A 26,505-nucleotide genomic window follows, 5' to 3' on the forward strand; every position below is an offset into this window, starting at 1 on the left:
AACTAATTCAGTAAAGTTTAGCGTTCCTTCCCCTTCGAAATATTTTAAATAACTGTACTAGTAGTGTTAAGGGGAAGGTGGCTGCTGGGAAATAGATTGATTAACAGCTAAATTAAAAACCCAGCTGGCGGAAGGGGTTGAAGTTGAAGATGAAGATGAAGTTCAAGATGAAGTTCAAGATGAAGATGAAGTTTACCCTCGGGTAAATTTATCCTGAGACAAAACGAAAGACTCCGAAGCTATTAAACTATATGGAAACTATAGGAATTACAAGATGCATTGATTTACACATCTCTTTAAAAAATCCAAGTTTTATTTTTTTCGTATCTTAAACGTTAATTTTAAAAAGCTTGATTATGAAAAAATTACTCGTTGTTATTGCATTTACTTTTGCTATTTCAGCATTTTCCCAAACTAAAATTTTACCTGCCGACACTCAGATAAAGACTGCCGTTCTAGCTGCACCTGAAATGTATCGCGATGCGGCTACAGTATTGGGGTATAATGCCGATGGAGAACTAGTGACACTTCGTGAAGGCACAAATACATTAATTTGTTTAGCAGACGACCCTAACAAAGAGGGGATAAGTGTAGCCTGCTATTTCGCCGAATTAGAACCTTTTATGGCAAGAGGAAGAGAACTAGTGGCTGCAGGAAAATCTAATCCCGAAAAACAAGAAGTTCGAAAACAAGAAATTGAAGCTGGAACGCTAAAAATGCCTAAAGAGCCTTCAATGGTTTATGTTTTAGCTGCTGAAGAAAAAGACCTTAATACCGAAACCGGTGAACTTGAAAATAGCAGAATTCGTTATGTACTCTACAAACCCTATATGACGGGGGAAAGCACTGGCTTACCAACTAAACCACAAGCACCTGGAATGCCGTGGTTAATGGATGCTGGAACACATCGTGCTCATATTATGATTTCTCCAGCTAGAAATTAAAAAGAGCAGCTAAAAATTAGAACTTTTTAATAAGGTGGTGGTATGTAGTTAAACATAACGCCATTTTTTTTTATTTTATATCTTCCTATTTAATGTCAAACACTCCAAAGATTCTATAGTACTAATTTATATTTCTTTATAAAAAAACCATACACTACTCTGTTATAAATAGTTATCATCACATTAAATCAAGTCATTCTCTTTTCCTTTTAATTCTTCACAGGAAAGTAATCTAAGCAATACTTTGTTTGCGAAATCATACTTAAGTTTGCAAAAAAAAATTACTATGAATTTAATTTATGATCCTTGGCCTTGGTATATAGGCGGACCTTTGATTGCGCTTGTAATGTTCGTGCTTTTGTACTTAGGAAAGCAATTTGGAATGTCCTCAAATTTACGTACAGCCTGCTCAGCCTTAGGAGCTGGAAAAGCAGCAGACTTTTTTAAATTCGATTGGAGGACGCAACGTTGGAATTTAATGGTTGTATTAGGCGCTATAATTGGAGGTTTTATAGCTTCTAATTTTATGAGCGATAATATAGTTACCATAAACCCTGAAATAGCACAACAACTAGCTGACGATTATAATATTACTTCCGCAAACGAAGCGTATTTACCGACTGAAATTTTCAATATGGAGCGTATTTCTCAGCCAAAAAACATTTTGATTTTATTAATAGGTGGTTTACTAGTAGGCTTTGGTGCTAGATATGCAGGCGGCTGTACTTCTGGTCATGCGATTTCGGGGCTGAGTAATTTACAACTTCCTTCATTGATTGCAGTAGTTGGTTTTTTTATTGGTGGCCTAGTTATGATTCACCTTATCTACCCTTTAATATTTTAGAATTTTAGAAAATGAGATACATCACATATTTAATAGTAGGTATATTCTTCGGAATTATAATGTTTAAATCTGAAGCTGCATCGTGGTTTCGAATTTATGAAATGTTCCAATTTGGCAGCTTTCATATGTATGGAATCATGGGATCTGCTTTAGCCATTGGAATAATTGGAGTTCAGCTAATTAAAAGAAAAAATATAAAACCTGTTGACGGAGGTGAAATGCGACTTCAGCCAAAAGAAAAAGGTTTTAGCCGTTATATGATTGGTGGTATAATTTTCGGTTTAGGATGGGCACTGTCTGGTGCATGTCCAGGACCGATGTACGTTTTAGCTGGAGCAGGATATTTTTCAATTTTAATAGTTATCCTCGGGGCATTATTAGGAACTTTTCTTTATGGATTAATAAAAGACAAACTCCCTCATTAATTTAATATTTAATATTGAATTTTTATCAATCAGTTTAAAAATCTTCAGAATGATGAAGCATTGTAATATTTGCTACTATCCAACCTAATATAATTATATGTTTTTAATATAATTCAAATCGATAATTAAAAGTTATGAGTGGTTATATTAATACAACTATTAAGAATTCAATCTTTAAAGATGCTATAGACAGAACATCAAAAGCATTTAAAGGTAAAGGATTTTAAGTGTTGACCGAAATCGATCTGATATCCATTCTACTTTAAAAAAATAAATTAGACGTTGAGTTTTATAACTACACCATATTTGTGGCTTGCAATCCGAAATTGGCTGATCAAGCCCTACAATCTGAAAATAAAATAGTTACTATGCCTCCTTGTAACACTTTTATTCAAGCCCACTAATTCGGAATTAATGAAATCTCGGTTTTAGAAACTGCTGCTTCGATGATGGCTGTAGCAAATAATTCGTCGATAATGGTAGTCAATAATATTCAACAAAGGATAATAGAAGTTATTGAAGAAATTCAATAGTTTTTACCTTAAAAATTTTTTCACTAACCAAAACCTATAATCTTTATTAAAAAAGGTACTAGATCTCTGAAAATAACTTAGATGACATCATTTGAATTCCAGTCTGCAGAAAAAATCCATTGTTCTACACTTTCCCAAATTTTTTAAGTAAAATATACCTTATGTAATTTAAGTTACAGTAGGTATTCTTAAACTATTTTAAGTTTGTATTATCAAATTGTAGAATGTTTAGGTTAACGCATTATTAACCTAACTATTCAAAATAATTAGAAACGTTTCTTGGTTGGTTCGTTTCTAACATAAGTGATTTAGTTTGGTTAGAATAAAGCATCCAGAAATGGGTGCTTTATTTATTTAATATTAATATGAGCTTTGGTAACATTGGTTACTGACCACCTAGAATTGGGGGCGTATTTTTGTATCAAATATAAATTAGCAATGAATATTAAAAATATAATTACACTAATTGGTTTGCTACCAGCGCTCACTCTTGCGCAGCAAACCGTACCTATTTCTATGACTGAAGTGCTAGAAAAAGTGATTCAACAAAATAATAAACTTAAAATTGGAGAGCAACAATTGCTTGCGGCTAAGGGGGATTACAACCAAACAAACGCTGTTTTTCTACCGAATATTTCTGCATCGCATTCGGGAATGGCAACAACTAATCCGCTAATGGCATTTGGTTTTAAACTGAATCAAGAAGTTGTAGAACAAGCGGATTTTGATCCTAATAAACTAAACAATCCTTCACAGATAAATATGTTTGCTACTAAGATTGAAGTGCAACAACCACTTATAAATGTAGACGGGGTATTCCAAAGAAAAGCGGCAAAAGCAAAATATCACGCCACGCAGATGCAATTGGCACGAACTGGAGATTATCTTTCTCTTGAAACCGAAAAAGCCTATATGCAATTACAACTGGCTTATATAAGTGTAACGGTTTTGGAATCTGCATTAAAAGCGGCTAATGAAAACTTGCGATTGGCAAATAATAGTTTTAAGCAGGGATACTTGCAACAAAGTGATGTTTTGTCTGTGCAGGTGCGGGTTACTGAAGTGGAAAACCAATTGCAATACGCAAAGAGTAATGTAATAAATGCTTCGGAATATCTGGGGGTACTTATGAATGAAGAAATTTCAGGAGTATTAAAACCAACAGATTCTTTAACGATAGCAACAGCGTTAAATGCTTTTAAAAGTATTTCAGATTCACGTGCAGACATTAAAGCTATGGAATTTGCTGCCGAGGCTTATAAACAAAATTATAAAGCCGATAAAATGTCGTTTTTACCAAGGCTGAACGCCTTCGGAAGCTACGAACTTTACGACGATGAAATCTTTCAGGCAGATGCTAATGGGTACTTATTCGGTGCAGCCTTAACGTGGAATCTTTTTGAGGGTTCAAAGCGCTTCGGAAAAACTCAAAAAAGCAAAGCTGAATTCACCCAAGCAAACCTGGAATTAGCTCAGTACAAATCCGAAAGTAAGCTAGAGCTTAACAAAGCCAAACGTATGTTTCAAGATGCAAAAAACAATTTAAAATTAACTGAATTGGCATTAGAACAATCTAAAGAAGCACTTAGAATTCGGACTAATCGATTTACTGAAGGATTAGAAAAAACTACCGATTTATTAATGGCGGAGACTCAGTTTGCACAAAAACAGTTGGAATATTTTAACACTATATATCAACATAATTACGCTTTGGCTTATTTACAATTTTTAACGAAAAACTAATCAGAAATGAAATATATACATACCCTTCTACTTTTATCGGCAGTACTAAGTTTTACTGCCTGTAATAATACCTCCGAAGAAAAAGCTGTGGAAAACGCTTCAGCAATAGCTGTAACTATAAGTTCTGTTGCTGCTGAAAATAACACGCCATTTTTAACCGCAAGCGGTAAAATTGAAGCCGCAAATAGTGCTACACTTAGCACTCGAATGATGGGCTTTGTAGATAAAGTACACGTAAATGTTGGAGACAAAGTTTCTAAAGGACAGCTATTAGTGAGTATTAATAATTCTGATCTTTCTGCAAAACAAGCCCAAACAAGCGCCGGAATCACTGAAGCACAAGCAGCATTTAACAATGCTGAAAAAGATTACCAACGATTTCAAAATTTATTTGCTGAAAACAGCGCAAGCCAAAAAGAACTTGACGACCAGCGTGCTCGTTTCGAAATGGCTAAAGCTAGGTTGGAAGGTGCTAAACAAATGAAAAACGAAGTGCAATCGCAATTTGCCTACGTAAATCTTCGCGCCCCTTTTAATGGCGTTATAACCAATAAATTTATAGAAGCTGGTACTATGGCAAATCCAGGGGTACCGTTAATCTCGGTTGAAGGACCTGGTAATTTTGAAGTAACGGCATCGGTGCCAGAGAGTGAAATTTCAAAAATTAAATCTGGAACCGAAGTACAAGTAATTGTAAAATCATCAGATAAAATCCTTTCTGGAACAGTAACGGAGGTAAGTTCTTCAGCAAGTAATACTGGAGGCCAGTTTTTGGTAAAAGTAATTTTAGATAAAACCGACGCAAATGTTCTTTCGGGTATGTATGCTACGGTTCAGTTTCCTATTGAAAAAACAACCGATGAAACCGCAGTTTTAGTGCCGGAAGAGGCATTAGTAAAACGTGGACAATTAACAGGAATATACACAGTTAGCCAGAGCAATACTGCAATACTTCGCTGGTTGCGAGTAGGTCGTACTTTTGGTGATAATGTAGAGGTTCTTTCTGGTTTATCTTCAGATGAAAACTATATTATTTCTTCCGAATCGAAGCTATACAACGGTGCTAAATTAACTATTAAAAATTAAACATGAAGGACGGATTAGCAGGCAAAATTGCCAAGTTATTTATAGGCTCAAAGCTCACAGTGCTGTTGATGATTGTTTTTATGGTCGTAGGTGTCTGGGCCTCGTTTTTGATACCACGTGAGGAAGAGCCACAAATTGATGTGGCTATGGCCGACATTTTTGTGGGTTACCCCGGCGCATCCCCAACCGAAGTAGAATCTAGGGTTGTAAAGCCCTTAGAAAAACTTGCATCAAATATTGCAGGAGTGGAATATGTATATTCTACCTCGTTTAATGAAGGAGCAATGGTAAGTGTGCAATTTTATGTGGGCGAAGATATTGAACGTTCTTTTGTAAAACTATACAACGAAATGAACAAGCATATGGATCAAATGCCTCCGGGCGTTACCATGCCGCTTGTAAAACCAAGGGCTATAGATGATGTTCCCATGCTTGGAATTACACTTTGGAGCGAGAATTACAACGATTTTCAGCTAAAACAAATAGCAGATGAGCTTAGTCAAGAAATTGAGAAAGTAAATGAAGTTTCCCTTACTAACAAAATTGGAGGAAGAAATAGACAGCTGCGTATAGTTTTAGACAAGGATAAATTAGCTGCGAGCGGTCTTGACTTTTTAGGGGTCGCCGAAATGATTAAAGCTAATAACCAACAACTGAGTTCGGGTAGTTTTGATAAAAATGATACTGAATTCTTGGTTACTACTGGTAATTTCTTGAAATCGCTAACTGATGTTGAAAATTTAGTTGTAGACATACAGCAGAAACAACCAGTTTATCTAAAACAAATTGCCAATATTTTTGATGGCCCAGAAATTTCACGTAATTATGTTTCTTTTGGATATGGTGGTGCTACTGAAAATGCTTCAAAATATCCTTCAGAATATCCTGCGGTTACTATTTCTGTAGCAAAAAGAAAAGGTGCAGATGCAATGCAAATTGCAGATGTAATTATTGCCAAAGTTGAAAACTTAAAAAGCAATCTTATCCCAGATGATATTCACGTTGAAATAACTAGAAACTACGGGGAAACCGCTTCTCAAAAAGTCTCGGAGTTATTGATGCACCTACTGGGAGCGATCTTTGCTGTAACTTTAATTGTAATGCTAGCAATGGGTTGGCGTGGTGGATTGGTGGTTTTTCTTTCTGTACCAATTACATTCGCTTTAACGCTTTTAAGTTACTATTTACTGGATTATACGCTTAACCGTATTACACTTTTCGCCTTGGTTTTTGTAACAGGTATTGTAGTGGATGACTCTATTATTATTGCGGAAAATATGCATAGGCATTTTAAAATGAAACGTCTGCCGTTTAAACAGGCAGCTATTTATGCAATTAACGAAGTAGGAAACCCTACAATTCTGGCAACCTTTACTGTAATTGCTTCTGTATTGCCTATGGCGTTTGTATCAGGTTTGATGGGACCATATATGTCTCCTATGCCAATTGGAGCATCAATTGCAATGGTACTCTCTTTGTTTGTGGCCTTAACCGTTACGCCTTATTTAGGGTTTATTTTCCTTCGTGAAAAAGAAAAAAAGGGTAAGGCACCTAAAGTAAAAAAGCCTTTAGAAGAAACGCTTATTTATAGAATTTATTCAAAAATAGAAACTCCGTTAATTGAAAACAAAAAAACGAGATTCCTGTTTTTAGGAGTTACCGTGGTTATGCTTTTGGGTTCTGTAATGATGTTCTTTACCAAGTCTGTCGCTGTAAAAATGCTTCCTTTCGACAATAAAAACGAAATGCAAATAGTAATCGATATGCCGGAAGGAACTACCTTAGAACGCACTGCAGTAGTGGCTAAAGAGATTGGACAATATCTTTCAACACAACCATTGGTAGTGAATTATCAAAATTACGTGGGTACTTCTGCTCCTATTACATTTAACGGATTGGTGAGACACTACGATTTACGCGGCGGTAGTAATATGGCCGATATTCAGGTGAATCTGGTAAGTAAAGACGAAAGAAAACTTCAAAGTCACGATATCGCAAAACTAATTCGTCCTAAAGTTCAAGAAATTGGGAAGAAGTTTGGCGCAAATGTAAAGATTGTTGAAGTTCCACCAGGGCCTCCTGTTATGTCAACTATTGTAGCTGAAATATATGGACCTAATTATGATCAACAAATTGCTGTTGCAAAAAATGTTGAAAATATACTGAACGAAACTCAAGATGTAGTGGATGTAGATTGGATGGTGGAAGCTGACCAGAAGGAATACAATTTTATAATAGATAAAGAAAAAGCAATGCGCTACGGCGTGGCACCACAACAGATTGTGCATACAATGAATATGGCGCTTTCAGATAGGCCTGTAACCAATCTTTATGATGAAAACGTTACTAACCAAGTAGGGATTTTGCTTGCTTTAGATGAAAAAGAAAAATCTACTATTCAGGATATTTCCCAGTTAAAAATTGCTTCTAAACAAGGTAATATGGTTTCTGTGGGAGATTTAGTAAGTATTGAAGAAACCATCCGTGCAAAAAGTATTTTCCGTAAAAACCAAAAACGAGTGGTTTATGTGTTAGCAGATATGGCTGGGGAACTTGAAAGCCCTGTTTATGCTATTTTAGGAATGACGGACAAGTTAAACGAAATAGAATTACCAGCAGGATATAATATGAACGAATTGTACTTGCAACAACCAGAATATGAAGATGACTTTACCGTGAAATGGGATGGCGAATGGCAAATTACTCTAGAAGTATTTCGGGATTTAGGAATTGCATTTTTGGGTGTAATTATCATAATCTACATTTTAATTGTAGGATGGTTCCAAAACTTTAAAGCTCCAATTGTTATGATGGTAGCTATACCTTTATCCTTAATTGGAATTGTATTAGGGCACTGGATTATGGGCGCGTTCTTTACAGCTACATCGTTTATTGGAATGATTGCCCTCGCCGGAATTATGGTGCGAAACTCGGTGCTGCTCATCGACTTTGTTAATCTTCGCACCGCTGACGGTGTACCATTAAAACAAGCTGTAATTGAAGCTGGAGCAGTTAGAACAACCCCCATCATATTGACGGCTGGAACGGTTGTAATAGGTGCTTTCGTTATCCTTTTCGATCCAATTTTCCAAGGCCTCGCGATTTCCCTAATGGGAGGAACTATTGTTTCAACTATACTTACTTTACTTGTAGTGCCATTGGTTTATTATATGATTGAGCGTAAAAATCATAAAGAGTAAAGACTTAAGACCGCTGCGCTAAAAGACGTAGGACGTAAGACGTTAAAACATGTTAGGTTGGAAAAATAAATAGCCAATAAAAAATAATTATAACCAATAAAAAATAACCCCATGAAACTACTTATTGTAACTGTAGTAGACCAATTTGAGAAAGATGTACTACAACTTTTTAAGAAAGCAAATATTGAAAGCTTCAGTGGTTCAGATATTGATGGCTACAAAAATGCCTCTTCATTTATGATGAATACTAGTTGGTTTCCTTCTCAAAAAAGTGGAGCAGATAGCAGCATGTTTTTCTCATTTACGGAAGACGAAAAAATTGATGATTTTTTTGAATTAGTAGGGGAATTTAATAAGCATTTAGAAACAAATAATCCGGTTCATGCTGTGGTTGTACCCATTGAAAGAAGTATATAATTCCCTTCCTAAATATCACTATAAATGCATGATGATGTTTTTCATCTACTTAGTAATAGTTTAATTGAAAGAATAAGATAAGTAAATAAAATTTTAAAATTATGATTAATAGATATATTAGAGCAATTGCCGGATCATTCGTTATAATCAGCATATTATTGGCTGTTTATGTAAACATCAATTTTTTATGGTTTACAGGATTTGTAGGTGTAAACCTCCTTCAATCATCTTTTACAAGATGGTGTTTGATGGAAAAGTTTTTAAGGAAACTTGGAATAAAAGACGAAGGTGATAGTTGTGGAATATAAGCACAATACTAAATAAAAATCCCGCTTCACACATTTTGATGCGGGATTTTTAGTTTTTGTAAATAGTTATTTCCATATTTTTTTGATTTCCAATTTATATATTCTGAAAATGTAAATATATTTGAAAGGCGTTATTCTATTAAGGCTTATTAAAATCTGTCTTAATTTTAGAAAATTCACTTCCCATAAAAACCGTTTTGCAATGAGTAATTACCACATAAAGAATTTAGAAGAATATTTTCAAGTTTACAGAAAGTCTGTTCGTGATCCAGAAAGCTTCTGGGAGGAAATAGCTGAAGAAAACTTTTTGTGGCGTAAACGATGGGATAAAGTATTGGAATACGATATTTCAAAATCGGAATTCTCTTGGTTTAAAGGGGCAAAACTAAATATTACCGAAAACTGTATTGACAGGCATTTATATACTCACGCCAATAAAACAGCTATCATTTTTGAACCCAACAATCCCGATGAGATAGCAGAACACATTAGCTATCGCCAGCTTCATGATAGGGTTTGTAGGTTTGCCAATGTATTACAAAATCACGGAATCCAAAAAGGAGATCGGGTTTGTATATACCTACCTATGATACCTGATTTGGCAATTTCCTTATTGGCCTGTGCGCGAATTGGAGCGATACACTCTGTGGTTTTTGCAGGCTTCTCTGCTTCTGCCCTATCTAGCAGAATTAACGATTCCGATTGCAAGATGGTTATCACTAGCGATGGTTCTTACCGTGGAAATAAAACAATAGATTTAAAAGGAATTGTGGATGATGCATTAGAAAGTTGCCTAGGTGTAAAAACTGTTTTAGTAGCAAAACGAACAAATTCTGATATTCCGATGAAGGAAAATCGCGATAAGTGGTTACAACCTTTATTAGACGCTGCAAAAAACGAATGCAAACCGGTAATTATGGATGCCGAAGATCCATTATTTATTTTGTACACCTCTGGAAGTACAGGAAAACCAAAAGGAATGGTTCACACAATTGCAGGGTATATGGTTTATACCGCACATAGTTTTAAAAACGTTTTCCAATACCGAGAGAACGATGTTTTTTGGTGTACAGCAGATATCGGCTGGATAACCGGCCATAGTTATATAGTTTATGGTCCCTTAGCAAACGGAGCCACAACCTTAATGTTTGAAGGCGTTCCCTCCTATCCAGATTTTGGACGTTTTTGGAATGTTGTTGAAAAGCACAGAGTGACTCAGTTTTACACCGCACCAACAGCAATTCGTGCCTTAGCAAAAGAAAAAACAGATTTTTCAGAAAAATACGATCTTTCATCACTGAAAGTTTTAGGTAGTGTTGGGGAACCTATTAATGAAGAAGCTTGGCATTGGTACAACGATAATATTGGGAAGAAAAACTGCCCAATAGTAGACACTTGGTGGCAAACCGAAACGGGTGGAATTATGATTTCTCCAATTCCCTACTCTACTCCTACAATTCCTACATATGCAACCTTGCCGCTACCAGGGATACAACTTGCATTAATGGGTGAAAATGGAGAGGAGCTTAAAGGAAATTCTGTTAGTGGAAAGTTATGTATAAAATTCCCTTGGCCTGCCATGGCAAGAACCATTTGGAATAACCACGAGCGATATCGAGAAACCTATTTTTCGGCTTATAAGGATATGTACTTCTCTGGCGATGGTGCGCTTCGAGATAGCACAGGTTATTACCGAATAACTGGTCGAGTTGATGATGTAATTATTGTTTCTGGTCATAATTTAGGAACTGCTCCCATTGAGGATTCGGTAAATGAACACCCAGCAGTATCAGAAAGTGCGATTGTAGGCTTTCCTCACAACATAAAAGGAAATGCACTATACGGTTATGTAATTCTGAAGGAAACTGGAGAAAGCCGTTTGCACGACAATTTGCGCAAGGAGATAAATCAGATTATTACAGAACACATTGGTCCCATTGCGAAATTGGATAAAATTCAATTTGTTTCCGGTTTACCTAAAACTAGAAGCGGGAAAATCATGCGTCGTATATTGAGAAAAATAGCAGAAAAAGACACTTCAAACCTTGGAGATATTTCTACCCTACTAAATCCTGAAATAGTAGAGAAGATTATGAAGGAGGCGCTATAGATGGACGATATTGGAAGTTGGAAGTTGGAAGTTAGAAGTTAGAGGTTGAAGGTTGAAGGTTTAAGGTTGAAGGTTGGAGATTGGAGGTTGGAGGTGAAATTTAGAAAATATTGCTACCCCTCGGCTCCGCTCGGAGTGGGTTAGAATTTATCTTTTATACTTTCTGTTTACCCTTCAATAAACTCCTTTAAAACCTTAACTACATAATCCACTTCTTCTTTTTTATTGAAAGAAGAAAATGAAAATCGAATTGATGGTTTTGCAAGGTCGTCGTCGGAAAGAATAGCGCTTAATACGTGTGATCCGCCTTCGCTACCACTTTGGCAAGCACTTCCTTTAGAACAAGCAATTCCTTTTAAATCTAATTGAAACAATAACAACATCGCTTTCTCTGGAGTTATAGGAAGACATACGTTTAGTAATGTATACGTACTGCGCTCGTCATTATCGCAATCTCCGTTAAACTTTACTCCCTCAATATTTTCTGAAAGTTGTGTTTTAAAATATTGCTTTAATTCGCTGATGTATTTGCGTTCCTTTTCTAATTTGCGATACGAAAGTTTTAAGGCTTCAGCCATACCAGCAATTGCATATACCGCTTCAGTTCCCGCTCTAAGTCCTCTTTCTTGAGCACCCCCGTGAATTAATGGTTTTAACCCTGAATTTTTACGAATATAAGCAAAACCTGCTCCTTTTGGTCCGTGAAATTTATGGGCAGCAGCAGCAGCAAAATCAATTGGAATCTCTTTAAAGTCAAGTTCAAAATGCCCAACAGATTGTACTGTATCACTATGAAAAAGAGTATCGTATTTTTTACAAAGCTCAGCCGTCTTTTTTAAATCAAGAAGATTACCAACTTCATTATTAACGTGCATTAAGCTCACTAATGTTTTTTCGGATGTATCTGACAATAACTTTTCTAAATGCTCGTAATCTACATGTCCACAATAATCCAAGTTTACAAATTCTAATTTAATCCCGTACTTTTCTTGAAGCCACTCTAACGTGTGTAAAACAGCGTGATGTTCAATTCTACTAGAAATTACGCGTTTAACACTTAGATCACGAACAGCGCCGTTTAGTATTAAATTATCTGCTTCGGTACCACCGGAAGTAAAAATAATTTCGCTTGCAGAAACATTCAATAGCTTGGCAATTTCTTTTCTAGCATTTTCTAACAACGACTTTGAAGATCTACCGTATGAGTGAGTTGATGAGGGATTTCCGTATTCGGTTTTTAAAACTTCACTAATACAGTCAATCACTTCATCTCTAAGCTGAGTAGTGGCAGCGCTATCAAAGTATACTTTTTTCATTTAGAATTTATTTAAAATATTGGCATTTAAACAAGTGGGAATTATCTAAAATCCTATTTATTATTTTCAGATTGCAAAAATACATATTTAAACAGTTTTCAAGCTTATTATGTGGAAAAGAAAAAATGAGCCAAAAATTCGGCAAAACATTGCTTCTTCTAGAATATGGCGTAGAGTTTGCTATTTTTGAAGAAAAATGACTTACTATGAAAAAGATTCTTTTCCTACTTACATTATCTATTATTCAACTAGGTTTCGCCCAACAAAACACAGAGGTATATATTTTTGATATTTCACCTTCTTATTCTGGTATGGAATTACTAAACGCTCGTAACGTTTCAAATAATGAAGGTTACGACAATCAGCCATCATTTATTTCAAATGAAACCTTAGTCTTCGCTGGAAATAATAATGGTCAAACTGATATTTCAGAATACAATCTAAATTCAAAAATTAAAACTTGGGTTAACCAAGAAACCGAGGGCGGCGAATATTCACCTCAAAAATTTCCTTCTAGTAATGATATAGCAGCTGTAAGATTAGACAAAGACGGAAAACAACGACTTTATAGATATGATTCAGAAACAGGAAAATCTTCAGAAATTATAGAAAATTTAGAAGTAGCATATTTCGCCTTTTACAATGACGATCTAATGCTTGCAACAGTTTTGGCTGATGATAAATTGGATTTGGTGATGATTAATTTAAACACAAAAGTTGTTGAAACTCTGTTTAGAAATGCCGGAAGAACGCTTCAAAGAATTCCAAAAACCTCTTATATGAGCTATTCCTTAAATAATGACGCGGGAAATTTAGATATCTATATGCTAGATATGAATTCAAAGGAAAACTATTTTGTTAGCGAGTTACCAATTGGTATTCAAGATTACGTTTGGATTAATGATACCCAATTACTTGTTGGAAGCGGGAATAAACTTTATATGTACGACACTCTAGGGGAGTCGGAATGGAATCGTGTGGCGTCACTTGAAGACTACGGTATAAAAAATATTACTAGAATGGCTATTAGTCCTAATGGTAAAAAAATAGCCCTAGTTGTTGAAGAGAAATAAGGTGTAAAAATTTGTTTTATACTTAAAGTCTGACATTGTTACTTTGGGTACGAAATAGAAAGAAAATTCTTTTGTATACGAATTTTGAAATGAAATTTTCTGCTTTAAAGTTTTTGGAAACTTTAGTTTTGCTAAAGCAAAGAAAAAAGTTTGAACTGATCAACCTAAATAATTTCTCTTTTGCATAACTCAGCTACTTTTCAGCATTTCTAATAGCTTGAAGTCTTTCTTTTTGGTATTTTTAGACAAAAATTTCTTCTCAATGAAAAATCTTTTCTTTCTACTATTCCTGAGCATTAATTTTGTTTCACATGCACAAGAATTCACACGTGCAGATACGCTTCGAGGTAGTATTACACCTGAAAGAGCTTGGTGGAATGTAACTCATTACGATTTAAAAGTTTCCGTAAATCCTTCAGAAAAATCTATTGAAGGTAGTAACACCATTACTTATGAAGTTTTAGAGGACAACAACATTATGCAAATAGACTTGCAAGCTCCGATGAAAATTGACAAAATTCTTCAAAACAATGAAAAGCTTTCATTTACTTCAGAAGGAAACGCGCATTTTTTAAAACTGAAAAAGAAACAGAAAAAAGGGAAGCAGAATAAAATCACCATTTACTTTTCTGGAAAACCAACTGTAGCTCGACGTGCGCCTTGGGATGGTGGTTTTACTTGGACGAAGGATAGCAATGGCAACGACTTTATCGCCACTGCTAACCAAGGAATTGGAGCAAGCGTTTGGTGGCCATTAAAAGATCACCCTTCCGAAGAGCCTGATAATGGCATGACAATTTCGGTTACAGCACCAAAACATTTAATGGATGTAAGCAACGGACGACTAACTAAAGTAATTGAAAACGACACTACAAAAACTTGGATTTGGGAGGTTGTAAATCCTATTAATGCTTACGGAGTAAACATAAATATTGGCGATTACGTACATTGGGGTGAAAAGTATCAAGGTTTAAATGGAACTTTAGACATGGATTACTACGTGCTTAGAGAAAATGAAGAAAAAGCCAAAGAACAATTCAAACAAGCTCCAATGATGATGGAAGCGTTTGAACACTGGTTTGGTCCCTACCCTTTCTACGAAGATGGATATAAGCTTGTGGAAGCACCATATTTAGGAATGGAACATCAAAGTAGTGTTACCTACGGCAATGAGTTTGAAAACGGATATTTAGGCCGCGACTTATCTAGATCGGGTTGGGGAATGAAATTCGATTTTATAATAATTCACGAAAGTGGACACGAATGGTTTGCAAATAATATCACTAATAATGATGTGGCAGATATGTGGGTTCATGAAGGATTTACCTGCTATTCTGAAAACATCTATCTCGATTATCACTTTGGAAAAAAAGCTTCTTCAGAATATGTGGTGGGACTACGCCGTAGTATTTTAAACGATATTCCAATAATTGGAAATTATAATGTTAGCCATTCTGGTAGCAGCGATAAGTATTACAAAGGTGCAAATATGCTTCACACCATTAGACAGCTAATTGATAATGATGAGAAGTGGCGCCAAATTTTAATAGGTTTGAATAAAGATTTTTATCATCAAACTGTGAGCAGCAAACAAGTTGAGGATTACATAATGCAAAAAAGTGGCTTAGATCTCAATGTGTTTTTTAATCAATATCTAAGAACAACTATGATTCCTAAGGTGGAGTATGAAGTTGAAGACAACAAATTGAAATTTCGTTATACCGACATTCTTAAAAATTTTAAGATGCCTGTAATTGCAATAATCAATGGAAGAGAAGAATGGATAGAACCTACTTCGGAATGGAAAATAAAAGAATTTTCATCATCCATTGAAACTGCTGAAATTAAAAAAGACTTTTATGTGATTACTGAAGAAATTGAATAACACACCTAATTTTAATAATACCGAAATTTATAAACATTGAATATGAAACTACTTTCAACACTCCTTATTTTTACAATTTCACTAACGCTTAGCGCGCAAAAGAAGAAGAAAAAAGACAGTGAAAAATCAGAAACGAAATGGGAAGTTGCAAATCCTGGTAAAGAGTTTAACTACAAGCCCCATTCCTTTACTACCGATGAAGGAACTTGGATGAATCTTGATGTTAGCCCCGATGGGCAAACCATAGTTTTTGATATGGTGGGCGATATTTATACGCTACCAATTACAGGAGGTACAGCCAAAGCTATTAGAACTGGAATTCCTTTTGAAATTCAGCCGAGATTTAGTCCAGATGGGACAAAAATTTCATTTACCAGCGATGCAGGTGGTGGTGATAATATTTGGGTGATGAATGTTGATGGCAGCAATGCAAAACAAGTTACCAAAGAAGATTTTAGACTACTTAACAATGCCATTTGGAGTGCAGATGGAAATTATTTAATTGCTAGAAAACACTTTACGTCAGGAAGAAGTTTAGGAGCTGGAGAGATGTGGCAATACCACAAAACAGGAGGCTCTGGTATTCAGCTTACCAAAAGAAAAAATGACCAACAAGATGTAAACGAACCGTTCACTTCTTCAGATGGAAGGTATTTGTACTACAGTGAAGATGTGTACCCTGGTGGATATTTCCAATATAATAAAGATCCAAACAGTCAGATTTATGTTATAAAACGCTACGACTTTGAAACCGGAGAAACCGAAACTATTACAGGTGGACCTGGGGGAGCAGCAAGACCAACAGTTTCTCCTGACGGTAAGAAATTAGCTTTTGTAAAAAGAGTTCGCACCAAAAGTGTTTTATTTATCCACAACCTAGAAACAGGAGAAGAGTTTCCTATCTACGATAAGCTAAATAAAGATCAGCAAGAAGCTTGGGCGATATTTGGAGTCTATCCAAACTTTAATTGGATGCCAAATAACAACGAAATCATATTTTGGAGTGGTGGAAAAATTAATAAAATTGACGTTAACTCATTAGAAGTTACAAACATCCCTTTTACAGCAAATGTAAAAATAGATTTAGCCGAAACTGTTCATTTTAGCAATAGAATTGAAAGTGAAAGGTTTACCCCTAAAATGATCCGTCATACGGTTACTTCACCAGATCAAAAACATATTGTTTTTAGCGCTTTAGGGCATTTATACAAAAAAGAATTACCTAACGGAAAACCGCAACGTTTAACAAATAGTGCCGATTTTGAATTCGAACCTACCTTCTCACCTAATGGAACTGAAATAATTTATGTTACTTGGAACGACGTTGAAAAAGGAGCTATTTACAAGGTTTCAGTTAACGGTGGAACCCCTGTAAAACTCACTTCAAATAAAGGTATTTACCGAATGCCTTCTTTTTCGCCTAACGCAACACAAATTACCTTTAAAAAAGAAAGTGGAAATACCGATCAAGGTTTTACATATACAAAGAAAGAAGGAATTTATGTAATGAATGCCGATGGTGGTAATGAAACTTTTGTAACCGACAAAGGGGATTACCCAATGTTTAGTGCAGATGGAAAACGTATTTTCTTACAAACGGGCGGTACTTATTTTGGAAGCATTGAAAAGAAACTAATTAGTGTAAACCTCGATGGAAACGAAGAAAAAACACACATTACTTCAAAGTATGCAAATAGATTAGTTCCAAGTCCAGATAATAAATGGGTTGCTTTTACAAATCTTCATAAGTTATATGTTGCGCCTTTATTGCTTAACGGACAAACAATTAACTTAGACGATAAATCAAAAGCATTACCAGTTTCTCAACTTGCAAAAGATGCGGGTATCAATATACATTGGTCGGCAAACAGCAAGAATGTAATGTGGACACTTGGAGATGAGTATTTTAACAATGAATTAAAAAACAGATTTAACTTTTTGCCAGGTTCACCAGATGAATTACCAGAGGTTACATTAACTGGTACCAAAATTAACTTAGAAGCTCCAGTAAATATTCCTAACGGTAGAATTGCCTTCACAAATGCGAGAATCATCACAATGGAGGGCGATGAAGTAATTGAAGACGGAACTATTGTAATTAATGGCAATAAAATTGAAACTGTAGGAACTGCAGATAAAGTTTCTATTCCATCAGGAACGAGGATTTATGCTGCTGAAGGAAAAACTATTATGCCAGGAATGGTAGATGCACACGCTCACGTTGGGGCTTTCCGTTATGGTTTACCTACGCAACAAAACTGGTCGTTTATGGCCAATTTAGCCTTTGGTGTAACTACAGCTCATGATCCTTCGGCGAATACAGAAACAGTATTTACACTATCTGAACTTCAAAAGAATGGCCAATTGGTAGGGCCGAGATTATATTCTACTGGATTTATCTTATACGGTGGTGATGGCGATTTTAAAGCGGTAATAAACAATTTAGAAGATGCTAGAAGCAGCATTCGCCGTACAAAAGCCTTTGGTGCTAAAAGTGTAAAGAGTTACAACCAACCGCGTCGCGATCAACGTCAGCAAGTTTTACAAGCAGCACGTGAAATGGGAATTAACGTGGTACCTGAAGGAGGTTCAACGTTTTATCACAACATAACGCAAGTTATTGACGGACACACCGGGATAGAACACAATATTCCTATTGCACCTATTTATAAAGATATTAGAGAAGTTTGGAGCAGGAGCAATACTGGCTACACTCCTACGCTTATCGTAAACTATGGTGGGATGAATGGAGAAATGTATTTTTATGAAAGAGACAATGTATGGGAAAACGAAAAACTACTCAACTTTACTCCGCGTGGCGTTATAGACAGTCGTTCCCGTCATAGAATTAAAGTTCCACAGGAAGAATACCAAAATGGGCATATTTTAGTTTCTGAAACTGTAAAAGATTTAAGTGAAGCAGGCGTAAAAATAAATATGGGAGCTCACGGTCAATTACAAGGTCTTGGAGCACATTGGGAAACCTGGATGATTAACCAAGGTGGACTTAGCAATCTTGAAACTTTAAAAGCCGCGACTATTAACTCTGCTGAATATATTGGTGCAGGTGAAGATATAGGCTCATTAAAAGTTGGTAAACTCGCAGATTTAATTGTGATGGATAAAAACCCATTAGAAGATATCGAAAACACTTTATCTATAAATATGGTAATGGTTAATGGTAGATTGTACGATACTGAAACAATGAATGAAATAGGTAACAATCCAAAGGAACGATTACCTTTTTTCTGGGAGCTAGATGGTTATAACCAAGCATTCCCTTGGCATCAAAAAACCCAAGGATTTATGGATGGCGGTTGTACCTGTCATTAAAAAACAAAAGAGGCTATCTAAAAAGTAAAATTGAATTGGTTTGTCAGGTCGAGCGCAAGCGAGAACTAATTGGGAGTTGGTAACTTAAAGTTCTCGACTGCACTCGAACCTACAGCGAGAGTTGCATTTTGGATAGCCTACTTTTTAAAAATTTTATATGTATCGAGCCTATTGGCAGTTTTATAAAAGTATATTTCCGTTTATAGCGGCATTTTCCATTTTAAGTCTTCTCTTTGTTGGAATAATCTGGGGGTTTATAATGTTTGCTACTGTTGGCTTGCTTATAGGTTTTTTAGGATTCAACGTTTTCTATAATAATAACTATTATTTCTACTTTAACTTAGGAATAAGTAAATTGGAATTATTTCAAACCTCATTTATTATAAATTTATTTCTTGGTATTCCTATATTTTCTTTTTTCATTTTTATAATATTTTTCCTTTTTGGCAACCTTAAAATTACATAAAGCATCTATTAGTTTTGGTAAAAAAGAAGTTTTAAATGAAATTTCTTTCTCATTAGAGACCGGTGAAATCTTAGGTATATTCGGTCGTAATGGGTGTGGCAAGTCTACCTTATTAAAAATGATTTTTGGAACCTTAAAAAAAGGTTTTATCGAAATTACAATTGACGATAAAAAGTTTTATCCATCAAAAAATATATCAGAAAAAAGGATTGCCTATTTACCTCAACACTCATTTTTACCTATGAATTTAAAAGTACGTGATGTAATCCCAATCTATTTTTCTGAAGAGGAAAAGCAAGATGTTATATTTTACAATCCATTAATAGCAAAAATTGCTGCTCAAAATATAGGAGCACTCTCCCATGGTCAAATTAGGTATTTAGAAGTGTTGTTAGTAAGTAATTTAAATCATCCTTATTTATTGCTTGATGAACCTTTTTCAATGATTGAACCTTTATATAAAATAGAAATTCAAAATCTCCTTCAAAAAATTAGTTCTACTAAGGGTATAATAATTACTGACCATTATTATGAAGATGTATTAGCTATTACTTCTAAAAACATAATCATAAATAATGGTATTTCACACAGCATAAATTCTAAGGAGGACTTATATGCTTGGACTTATTTAAGAAAAAATTAGACACAAAAAAACCTCTTTTCAGAGGTTTTTAATAATAGAAACTAAGATGATTTACATTTTTGGCATCAGTACTTTATCTAAAGTATGAACCACTCCATTGGAGGCATCGATATCTACATTAGTAACAGTAGCAACATTTCCATTTGCATCTTTAATCATTACTTTACCATCCTTTTCTGATAGAGTAAGAATCTCTCCATTCAAGGTAGTAACATCTAATTTGTTATTAGCATTATTAATTTTCGCTAAAACATCCACTGAAGGCAATTTTCCTTGAAGTACGTGATACTTAAGCAAACTTTGTAGTTTTTCCTTGTTTTCAGGTTTCATCAAATCATCTAAAGTTGCTTTAGAAACTTTATCAAATGCATCATTTGTCGGAGCAAATACTGTGTATTCGCCTTCACTTTTAAAGGTATCGGCTAAATCTGCAGTTTGAAGCGCACTAACTAAAATAGATAAGTTGTCGTTACCCATTGCTTTAGCCGAAATGGAATTAGCTTCCATATCTTCCATCCTAGCCATTTTTTCTTCTTCCAACTTTAATATAGAGTCGGCTTCACGTTCCATTCTCAATTCTTCTGCCTGTGCTTGAGCTTCGGCTTCTTTCTTTTTTGAATCATTACAACCAACGAATAGAATTCCTACGGTTGCAATTGATAGTACAATTTGTTTAAACTTCATAGTTGTGTGTTTTTTAGTTTGTATCAAAGGTATTATTCAAACTGTGAAGTTTTTACCAATTATCATTAACATTTAGTTAAATTTAACTGAGAATGAAATAGTTACGCTTTTGTCATAAATTTTTCTAAATGTTAAATTTAATTTTGGGCAAAATTGTATCTTTATAGAAATTAACACAAAAACTATAAAAAATGATTAAGTCAAAATACCAGAGTGTTCTGGATTTAGGAGAAAAACTTAACATCCAAGAGGGTGATGTAAAAGAAGAAAATGGTCAACTTAAAGTTTGGGGTACGGCAAAGACTCAATACGACAAAAACTTAATTTGGGATGAAATTAAGCGAGTTGGTGGTGAAAACCCTACAGACATTATGGCTGACATTAAAGTTGCGGATAGTTCTGTTTTTGCACATCACACTGTACAAAGCGGTGAATCTTTAAGTAAGATTGCTAAGAAATACTATGGTGATGCAAACAAATACAATGCTATTTTTGAAGCTAATAGAGGTAAATTAAAGTCTGCAGATCTTATTCATCCTGGTGATGAGTTGGTGATTCCAAACCCTTAATATTCTATAAGCATTTATCAAAAAAGGCTGTCAAAATTTTGACAGCCTTTTTTAATTATAACCTATAGTCCACTTATATAGCCACCATAAACATCTTTAAAATGAAGTCCATTGCCAATACTAAATTTACTTAACTTGTTATTGGCTGCTAGTCCCCATAAAATTACTTCTTTTAAAAAGTAAATATCCTTTTTTGAAGTATCAGGCTGATGTATTTCTATCAATTCCTGTAAAGGAGTTATCCTATCAAGCTCCATTCTATATTCCTCATCGGAGTAAGAGTCCAATAATTCAAAATCACTTTCTTCAAAAAACCAAGAAACAATTTCAGCATACGGATCGTCAGCTCCTTCTTTGGCAAGTTTCTCAATTTTTGGAAAACGATCTTTAAAAGTAGTGTCTACTGCATCAACTATTAACTGCTGAGCCACTTGATTTACTCCTTCTTGTTCTCCTTCATACACCAATTCAATTTTACCAGTAATTGCAGGGATAATGCCTACGAAGTCACCTAACCTAACAGAAGTTTTCTGCACTCCGTTATGCAATGCTCTTCTCTCTGCGGTGCTCAATAAGTTTTCAAACGCTGTAATACTCAATCTAGCGCTTACGCCACTTTTAACGTCTATATAATCATTTTCTCGTGCTTCAAAACTAATTTGTTCTAAAACATCTTTTGCTAAATCCGGAACATAAACACCAGATTTTTCTTTTGTAGCTTGGTCGGTCTCTTGCTCAGTAATAGCACGAGCTGTTTTTATGCTTTCTGGATAATGAGTAAGAATTTGCGACCCTATTCTATCTTTTAATGGTGTAACAATACTACCACGATTAGTATAATCTTCCGGATTCGCCGTAAATACAAATTGTATATCCAATGGTAATCGCAAGGCAAAACCCCTAATTTGTACATCTCCTTCTTGGAGAATATTAAACAACGCCACTTGAATTCGCGGTTGCAAATCTGGCAATTCATTAATTACAAATATGCATCGATTACTACGCGGAATCATCCCAAAATGAATTACACGATCATCTGCATAATTCAGTTTTAAATTGGCTGCTTTAATAGGGTCCACATCGCCTATAATATCAGCTACCGTAACATCCGGTGTGGCAAGTTTTTCAAAAAAACGATTATCTCTATGCAACCAACTTATAGGAGTATTATCCCCTTCTTCTTTTATTAAATTTTTAGCATATCGAGAAATAGGATTAAAAGGATCGTCATTTACTTCGCTACCTTCCACAATCGGGATATACTCATCTAATAATTCAACCATTTGCCGTGCTAACCGGGTTTTTGCTTGTCCTCGCAGGCCAAGAAGATTAATATTGTGTTTAGACAATATGGCTCGTTCCAGGGCTGGAATTACTGTTAATTCATATCCGTGAATTCCTACAAACGGACTTTCTTTTTTCATTATCTTATGAAGAAGGTTCCTGCGAAGTTCCTCCTTTACAGGTTTTGATTCGTAATCTGACTTTTGAAGGTCGCCTAATGTTTTTATTTTAGATATATCTATATTCATTTCTTTTTCTTTCTTAAGTTTTTAAACCACATAGGTAATGTCATTTCTACCTGTTTGGAACGGATTTTTTACCTTATTCTCTTCCTTCTATTAGTTTCATAGTCGCTAAAAATCATTTCACCTAGTCCTTTCAACCCAGTGTAAAATGCCTTCCCTTGATTTGCTGCGGTAAAATGTTCGATAAATTGCATTAAATAGGGGTCCTCAGCAATCATAAAGGTTGTTATGGGAATGTGAAGTTTTCTAGCCTGTGATGCCATGGAGTAGCATTTATTAACAATATAACTATCTAAACCATTGCTATTTTTATAATAACGCCCATCGGGAAGTCTAACACAGCTTGGTTTTCCATCAGTTATCATAAAAATCTGTTTGTTTGTATTTCTTTTTCTTCGCAGTAAATCCATTGCCAATTGCAACCCAGCAACTGTATTGGTGTGGTAAGGACCTACATTTAAATATGGTAAATCTTTAATTTGAATTGGCCAGGCGTCATTTCCGAATACCAAAATATCTAAAGTATCTTTTGGATATCGCGTTGTAATAAATTCGGATAAAGCCATTGCCACTTTTTTAGCGGGGGTGATTCTATCTTCGCCGTAAAGAATCATACTATGGCTTATATCTATCATTAACACTGTACTCATCTGGGTTTTATACATCGTTTCTTCAACAACCAAATCGTTTTCAGACAGTGTAAATTCGCCTAAACCGTGATTTATCTGTGCATTTTTAAAGCTCTCGGTCATTGAAATCTGTTCGAGTGAATCTCCAAATCGATAGGAACGAAATTCTCCTGCTTGCTCATCGCCTCTCCCTGTTTGTTTGGTGCGATGATTCCCTGCGCCACTTTTTCGCAATTTCCCGAAAATTTGTTCTAAAGCTCGCTTTCGAAGTGCTCTTTCGGTTTTATCGGTAATGGCTAAACCTCCCTTTCCGTCAACTTTAATTTCTTCACGTAAATACCCTTTCTTTTTAAGATCTTCTACAAAATCTTCTAATGTGTAATCTTCATTGGTAAGTTTATACTCGTCATCCAATTGCTTTAACCACTCTAAAGCTTCATCGACATCCCCGGAAGTATGCGTTATTAATTCTTGGAAAACATCTAAGAGTTTTTCGAAAGGAGACAGCTCTTTAGGAGTGTGCTTGGTGAAGACAAATCCACTTTTAAGTCCTTTTTTATTCATCTTATAAATGTAACGGATTTGATGTTTAAATAAAACAAGTAAACGTTAAACTAGCATTAAAACTACTATTGAACACTGTAGAATTAATTCAGAGAAACTTTCCGTTTTTCCTTTGTAAAATACTTAATTTTAAAGCTATATATATTTTTATAATTTGTAATTTAATCAAAAACGATTTTTATGAATATCCATAAGGTATCCTTTACTAATAAAGATGAAGAGCAATTAGCAGGTCGTTTAGAACTTCCGTTAGACCAGAAGCCTCATAATTTTGTAATATTTGCGCATTGTTTTACATGCACCAAAAACTTAACTGCTGTAAAAAATGTTGGTCGAGCACTAACGAATGTAGGATTTGGAGTGTTGCGATTTGATTTTACAGGGTTAGGTGAAAGCGAAGGAGATTTTGAAAATACTAATTTTTCAGGAAACGTTGATGACCTTATAGAAGCAGCTAATTTCCTAGAAAAAAATTATCAAGCCCCTACTCTTATTATTGGGCATTCGCTTGGTGGGGCTGCGGCTATTTTTGCGGCTTCAAAACTTGAATCTATAAAAGCTGTTGCAGTAATCAATTCTCCTAGTGATCCATCGCACGTTATGCATTTATTAAAGGATAGCGAACAAGAAATAACTAAAAATGGGAAAGCTAGAGTTAATTTAGGCGGGGTAGATTTCACCATAAAAAAACAATTTCTAGACGATTTAGAAAATAACACTTTAAAACATGTTGTAAGTGATCTTAGAAAAGCACTGTTAATTTTACACTCTCCTCAAGATAAGACGGTTGGTATAAAAAATGCTGAAAAAATATATATTGCAGCTCATCACCCAAAAAGCTTTGTGTCATTAGACGGCGTAGATCATTTGCTCTCGAAAAAAGAAGATTCCAAGTACGTAGGTGAAGTTATTGCTGGATGGGCTTCGCGATATGTAGAAATACCTACTACTGAAGAATTAAAGAGTAAAAGTAAAGTTGCTGCCAGTTTAGGACAAGACGAGAAGTTTACCACTAATTTAAAAGTTGGTGATCATTATTTAATTGCGGATGAGCCAAAATCTTTCGGCGGAAATAACTTCGGTCCTTCGCCTTACGAATTTTTATCGGCAGGACTTGCTGCATGTACAGTTATGACAATACAAATGTATGCGAGAAGAAAAAATTGGAATGTAGGCAATGTTACCGTGCATATAGACTATTCAAAAGAACACGCTATAGATTGTCAAGAATGTGAAAAAAAATCTTCAAAAATTGACACATTTAATCGTGAAATTAAATTAGTAGGAAATCTAACCGATGAGCAAAAAATGAAATTGATGCAAATTGCAGATAAATGCCCTGTTCATAAAACGCTTCATAGCAAAACACAAATTATCACTAAACTTGTAGAATAGCGCTTTACTATTATTAGAAGTTCATTATTAATAAAAACTGCTAAGATTTTTTTAAATTCTTGTTTGTGGGATGGTGAAATCTTACCTTTAATGATTAATTAAAAATCAACACAAACTAAAAAACTTTTTAAATGAAAAAATTAGGACTTTTACTTACAGCTACAGCAATGTTAGCTTTTGTAAGTTGTAAAAACGAAAAAAAAGATACTGATTCCTTAGAAGAATTAACCGAATCGGTTGAGGTGGAGGAAGTAAAGGAAGCTCCGAAAACGCTATCGGTAATGATGGAGTCTAAAAGTGGAAGTAATGCTATTGGTCAGGTTGTCTTTACTGAAGAAAATGGAGTGGTAAAAATGGATGCAAAATTTGAAGGCTTAACTGAAGGTACTCACGCGATTCATATTCATGAAAAAGCAGACTGTAGTGCAGATGATGGAACTTCAACAGGAGGTCACTGGAACCCAACTCATCAAAGACACGGTAAGTGGGGAGATGCCGAAGGATATCATAAAGGTGACATAGGAAATATGGTTGCTGATGCTAATGGAATGGCAAAAATTTCCATGGAAACCGACGAATGGTGTATTGGATGTGATGATGAAAATAAAAACATTGTTGGGAAAGCTATAATAGTTCACGACGGTGAAGACGATTTTGTTTCACAACCAACAGGTGATGCTGGTGGACGTGTTTCTTGCGGAGGAATTATTGAGTAATTTACAATAAAACTGATATAGTGAAAAAGCATCTTGAAATATCTCAAGATGCTTTTTTTATATGGTTACTCACCATTTATCGTAATTCACTTT

General features: G+C 35.0%; 20 protein-coding genes and 1 pseudogene. 17 read left to right on the plus strand and 4 right to left on the minus strand.

What is annotated here, in order from left to right:
* Nucleotides 1-356: 356 nt before the first annotated feature.
* The 10 genes and pseudogenes from RT250_RS11895 (at nucleotide 357) to acs (ending at nucleotide 11,610) form a co-directional block, all read left to right on the plus strand.
* Entirely contained in the window at nucleotides 357-944 is a 588-nt protein-coding gene (locus RT250_RS11895; RefSeq protein WP_313114990.1) for a hypothetical protein, read from the plus strand.
* Nucleotides 945-1,224: 280 nt separating this feature from the next.
* The gene (locus RT250_RS11900; RefSeq protein ID WP_341769334.1) at nucleotides 1,225-1,788 is read left to right on the plus strand and encodes a YeeE/YedE family protein; all 564 of its coding nucleotides are present in this window, start codon (nucleotides 1,225-1,227) and stop codon (nucleotides 1,786-1,788) included.
* Between the two features lie 11 nt (nucleotides 1,789-1,799).
* Nucleotides 1,800-2,213 carry a DUF6691 family protein gene (locus tag RT250_RS11905; protein WP_313114994.1) on the plus strand — a complete coding sequence of 138 codons (414 nt, stop codon included), beginning with the start codon at nucleotides 1,800-1,802 and terminating at the stop codon, nucleotides 2,211-2,213.
* 284 nt (nucleotides 2,214-2,497) lie between these two features.
* Nucleotides 2,498-2,617, plus strand: a pseudogene (locus RT250_RS13625) (DUF302 domain-containing protein); the annotation flags it as partial.
* A 567-nt stretch (nucleotides 2,618-3,184) separates the two neighbouring features.
* Nucleotides 3,185-4,489 (plus strand): TolC family protein, encoded by a 1,305-nt coding sequence (locus RT250_RS11910; protein WP_313114996.1) that lies wholly within the window; start codon nucleotides 3,185-3,187, stop codon nucleotides 4,487-4,489.
* A 6-nt stretch (nucleotides 4,490-4,495) separates the two neighbouring features.
* Complete coding sequence (locus tag RT250_RS11915; RefSeq protein ID WP_313114997.1) at nucleotides 4,496-5,575, plus strand: efflux RND transporter periplasmic adaptor subunit; 1,080 nt, start codon at nucleotides 4,496-4,498, stop codon at nucleotides 5,573-5,575.
* Between the two features lie 2 nt (nucleotides 5,576-5,577).
* Complete coding sequence (locus tag RT250_RS11920) at nucleotides 5,578-8,775, plus strand: efflux RND transporter permease subunit (protein ID WP_313114999.1); 3,198 nt, start codon at nucleotides 5,578-5,580, stop codon at nucleotides 8,773-8,775.
* Nucleotides 8,776-8,886: 111 nt separating this feature from the next.
* Nucleotides 8,887-9,192, plus strand: a complete 306-nt coding sequence (locus RT250_RS11925) for a hypothetical protein (protein WP_313115001.1) — start codon at nucleotides 8,887-8,889, stop codon at nucleotides 9,190-9,192.
* A 101-nt stretch (nucleotides 9,193-9,293) separates the two neighbouring features.
* Nucleotides 9,294-9,500: a YgaP family membrane protein gene (locus RT250_RS11930; protein ID WP_313115003.1), complete on the plus strand. Its 207-nt coding sequence runs from the start codon at nucleotides 9,294-9,296 to the stop codon at nucleotides 9,498-9,500.
* A 202-nt stretch (nucleotides 9,501-9,702) separates the two neighbouring features.
* A complete protein-coding gene (acs, locus tag RT250_RS11935; protein ID WP_313115004.1) occupies nucleotides 9,703-11,610 on the plus strand; it encodes an acetate--CoA ligase in 1,908 nt (635 codons plus the stop codon).
* Between the two features lie 167 nt (nucleotides 11,611-11,777).
* Here the strand turns inward: acs and RT250_RS11940 are convergent, their stop codons facing one another.
* Complete coding sequence (locus RT250_RS11940; RefSeq protein WP_313115006.1) at nucleotides 11,778-12,926, minus strand: cysteine desulfurase family protein; 1,149 nt, start codon at nucleotides 12,924-12,926, stop codon at nucleotides 11,778-11,780.
* Nucleotides 12,927-13,132: 206 nt separating this feature from the next.
* Here RT250_RS11940 and RT250_RS11945 point away from each other — a divergent pair, with 206 nt between their 5' ends.
* From RT250_RS11945 to RT250_RS11960, 4 genes are all read left to right on the plus strand, one after another.
* Nucleotides 13,133-13,999 carry a TolB family protein gene (locus tag RT250_RS11945; protein WP_313115008.1) on the plus strand — a complete coding sequence of 289 codons (867 nt, stop codon included), beginning with the start codon at nucleotides 13,133-13,135 and terminating at the stop codon, nucleotides 13,997-13,999.
* Nucleotides 14,000-14,261: 262 nt separating this feature from the next.
* The gene (locus RT250_RS11950) at nucleotides 14,262-15,884 is read left to right on the plus strand and encodes a M1 family metallopeptidase (protein ID WP_313115010.1); all 1,623 of its coding nucleotides are present in this window, start codon (nucleotides 14,262-14,264) and stop codon (nucleotides 15,882-15,884) included.
* A gap of 42 nt (nucleotides 15,885-15,926) precedes the next feature.
* Nucleotides 15,927-19,217 (plus strand): amidohydrolase family protein, encoded by a 3,291-nt coding sequence (locus RT250_RS11955; protein ID WP_313115012.1) that lies wholly within the window; start codon nucleotides 15,927-15,929, stop codon nucleotides 19,215-19,217.
* A gap of 443 nt (nucleotides 19,218-19,660) precedes the next feature.
* Nucleotides 19,661-20,326 (plus strand): ATP-binding cassette domain-containing protein, encoded by a 666-nt coding sequence (locus RT250_RS11960; RefSeq protein ID WP_313115014.1) that lies wholly within the window; start codon nucleotides 19,661-19,663, stop codon nucleotides 20,324-20,326.
* A 51-nt stretch (nucleotides 20,327-20,377) separates the two neighbouring features.
* Here RT250_RS11960 and RT250_RS11965 read toward each other — a convergent pair whose 3' ends face one another.
* On the minus strand, nucleotides 20,378-21,010 hold the full coding sequence (locus tag RT250_RS11965; protein ID WP_313115016.1) for a fasciclin domain-containing protein: 633 nt from the start codon (nucleotides 21,008-21,010) through the stop codon (nucleotides 20,378-20,380).
* 191 nt (nucleotides 21,011-21,201) lie between these two features.
* Here RT250_RS11965 and RT250_RS11970 point away from each other — a divergent pair, with 191 nt between their 5' ends.
* Nucleotides 21,202-21,579 carry a LysM peptidoglycan-binding domain-containing protein gene (locus RT250_RS11970; protein WP_313115017.1) on the plus strand — a complete coding sequence of 126 codons (378 nt, stop codon included), beginning with the start codon at nucleotides 21,202-21,204 and terminating at the stop codon, nucleotides 21,577-21,579.
* A 62-nt stretch (nucleotides 21,580-21,641) separates the two neighbouring features.
* Here the strand turns inward: RT250_RS11970 and RT250_RS11975 are convergent, their stop codons facing one another.
* A complete protein-coding gene (locus RT250_RS11975; RefSeq protein WP_313115092.1) occupies nucleotides 21,642-23,105 on the minus strand; it encodes a magnesium chelatase in 1,464 nt (487 codons plus the stop codon).
* 74 nt (nucleotides 23,106-23,179) lie between these two features.
* The gene (locus RT250_RS11980; RefSeq protein WP_313115019.1) at nucleotides 23,180-24,301 is read right to left on the minus strand and encodes a vWA domain-containing protein; all 1,122 of its coding nucleotides are present in this window, start codon (nucleotides 24,299-24,301) and stop codon (nucleotides 23,180-23,182) included.
* A gap of 180 nt (nucleotides 24,302-24,481) precedes the next feature.
* Between RT250_RS11980 and RT250_RS11985 the strand changes: the two genes are divergently transcribed.
* Together RT250_RS11985 and RT250_RS11990 are read left to right on the plus strand one after the other, a co-directional pair.
* On the plus strand, nucleotides 24,482-25,696 hold the full coding sequence (locus RT250_RS11985; RefSeq protein ID WP_313115020.1) for a bifunctional alpha/beta hydrolase/OsmC family protein: 1,215 nt from the start codon (nucleotides 24,482-24,484) through the stop codon (nucleotides 25,694-25,696).
* Nucleotides 25,697-25,827: 131 nt separating this feature from the next.
* A complete protein-coding gene (locus RT250_RS11990; RefSeq protein WP_313115021.1) occupies nucleotides 25,828-26,412 on the plus strand; it encodes a superoxide dismutase family protein in 585 nt (194 codons plus the stop codon).
* Nucleotides 26,413-26,505 lie beyond the last annotated feature (93 nt).

The sequence above is a fragment of the Aequorivita sediminis genome (assembly GCF_032080575.2).
GTDB lineage: Bacteria > Bacteroidota > Bacteroidia > Flavobacteriales > Flavobacteriaceae > Aequorivita > Aequorivita sediminis.

Excerpts from the sequence above, each read along its gene's own strand:
- RT250_RS11895 (WP_313114990.1), top strand. The coding sequence starts at position 357 with ATGAAAAAATTACTCGTTGTTATTGCATTTACTTTTGCTATTTCAGCA.
- RT250_RS11905 (WP_313114994.1), top strand. The coding sequence starts at position 1,800 with ATGAGATACATCACATATTTAATAGTAGGTATATTCTTCGGAATTATA.
- RT250_RS11910 (WP_313114996.1), top strand. The coding sequence starts at position 3,185 with ATGAATATTAAAAATATAATTACACTAATTGGTTTGCTACCAGCGCTC.
- RT250_RS11915 (WP_313114997.1), top strand. The coding sequence starts at position 4,496 with ATGAAATATATACATACCCTTCTACTTTTATCGGCAGTACTAAGTTTT.
- RT250_RS11920 (WP_313114999.1), top strand. The coding sequence starts at position 5,578 with ATGAAGGACGGATTAGCAGGCAAAATTGCCAAGTTATTTATAGGCTCA.
- RT250_RS11925 (WP_313115001.1), top strand. The coding sequence starts at position 8,887 with ATGAAACTACTTATTGTAACTGTAGTAGACCAATTTGAGAAAGATGTA.
- RT250_RS11930 (WP_313115003.1), top strand. The coding sequence starts at position 9,294 with ATGATTAATAGATATATTAGAGCAATTGCCGGATCATTCGTTATAATC.
- acs (WP_313115004.1), top strand. The coding sequence starts at position 9,703 with ATGAGTAATTACCACATAAAGAATTTAGAAGAATATTTTCAAGTTTAC.
- RT250_RS11940 (WP_313115006.1), bottom strand. The coding sequence starts at position 12,926 with ATGAAAAAAGTATACTTTGATAGCGCTGCCACTACTCAGCTTAGAGAT.
- RT250_RS11945 (WP_313115008.1), top strand. The coding sequence starts at position 13,133 with ATGAAAAAGATTCTTTTCCTACTTACATTATCTATTATTCAACTAGGT.
- RT250_RS11950 (WP_313115010.1), top strand. The coding sequence starts at position 14,262 with ATGAAAAATCTTTTCTTTCTACTATTCCTGAGCATTAATTTTGTTTCA.
- RT250_RS11955 (WP_313115012.1), top strand. The coding sequence starts at position 15,927 with ATGAAACTACTTTCAACACTCCTTATTTTTACAATTTCACTAACGCTT.
- RT250_RS11965 (WP_313115016.1), bottom strand. The coding sequence starts at position 21,010 with ATGAAGTTTAAACAAATTGTACTATCAATTGCAACCGTAGGAATTCTA.
- RT250_RS11970 (WP_313115017.1), top strand. The coding sequence starts at position 21,202 with ATGATTAAGTCAAAATACCAGAGTGTTCTGGATTTAGGAGAAAAACTT.
- RT250_RS11980 (WP_313115019.1), bottom strand. The coding sequence starts at position 24,301 with ATGAATAAAAAAGGACTTAAAAGTGGATTTGTCTTCACCAAGCACACT.
- RT250_RS11985 (WP_313115020.1), top strand. The coding sequence starts at position 24,482 with ATGAATATCCATAAGGTATCCTTTACTAATAAAGATGAAGAGCAATTA.
- RT250_RS11990 (WP_313115021.1), top strand. The coding sequence starts at position 25,828 with ATGAAAAAATTAGGACTTTTACTTACAGCTACAGCAATGTTAGCTTTT.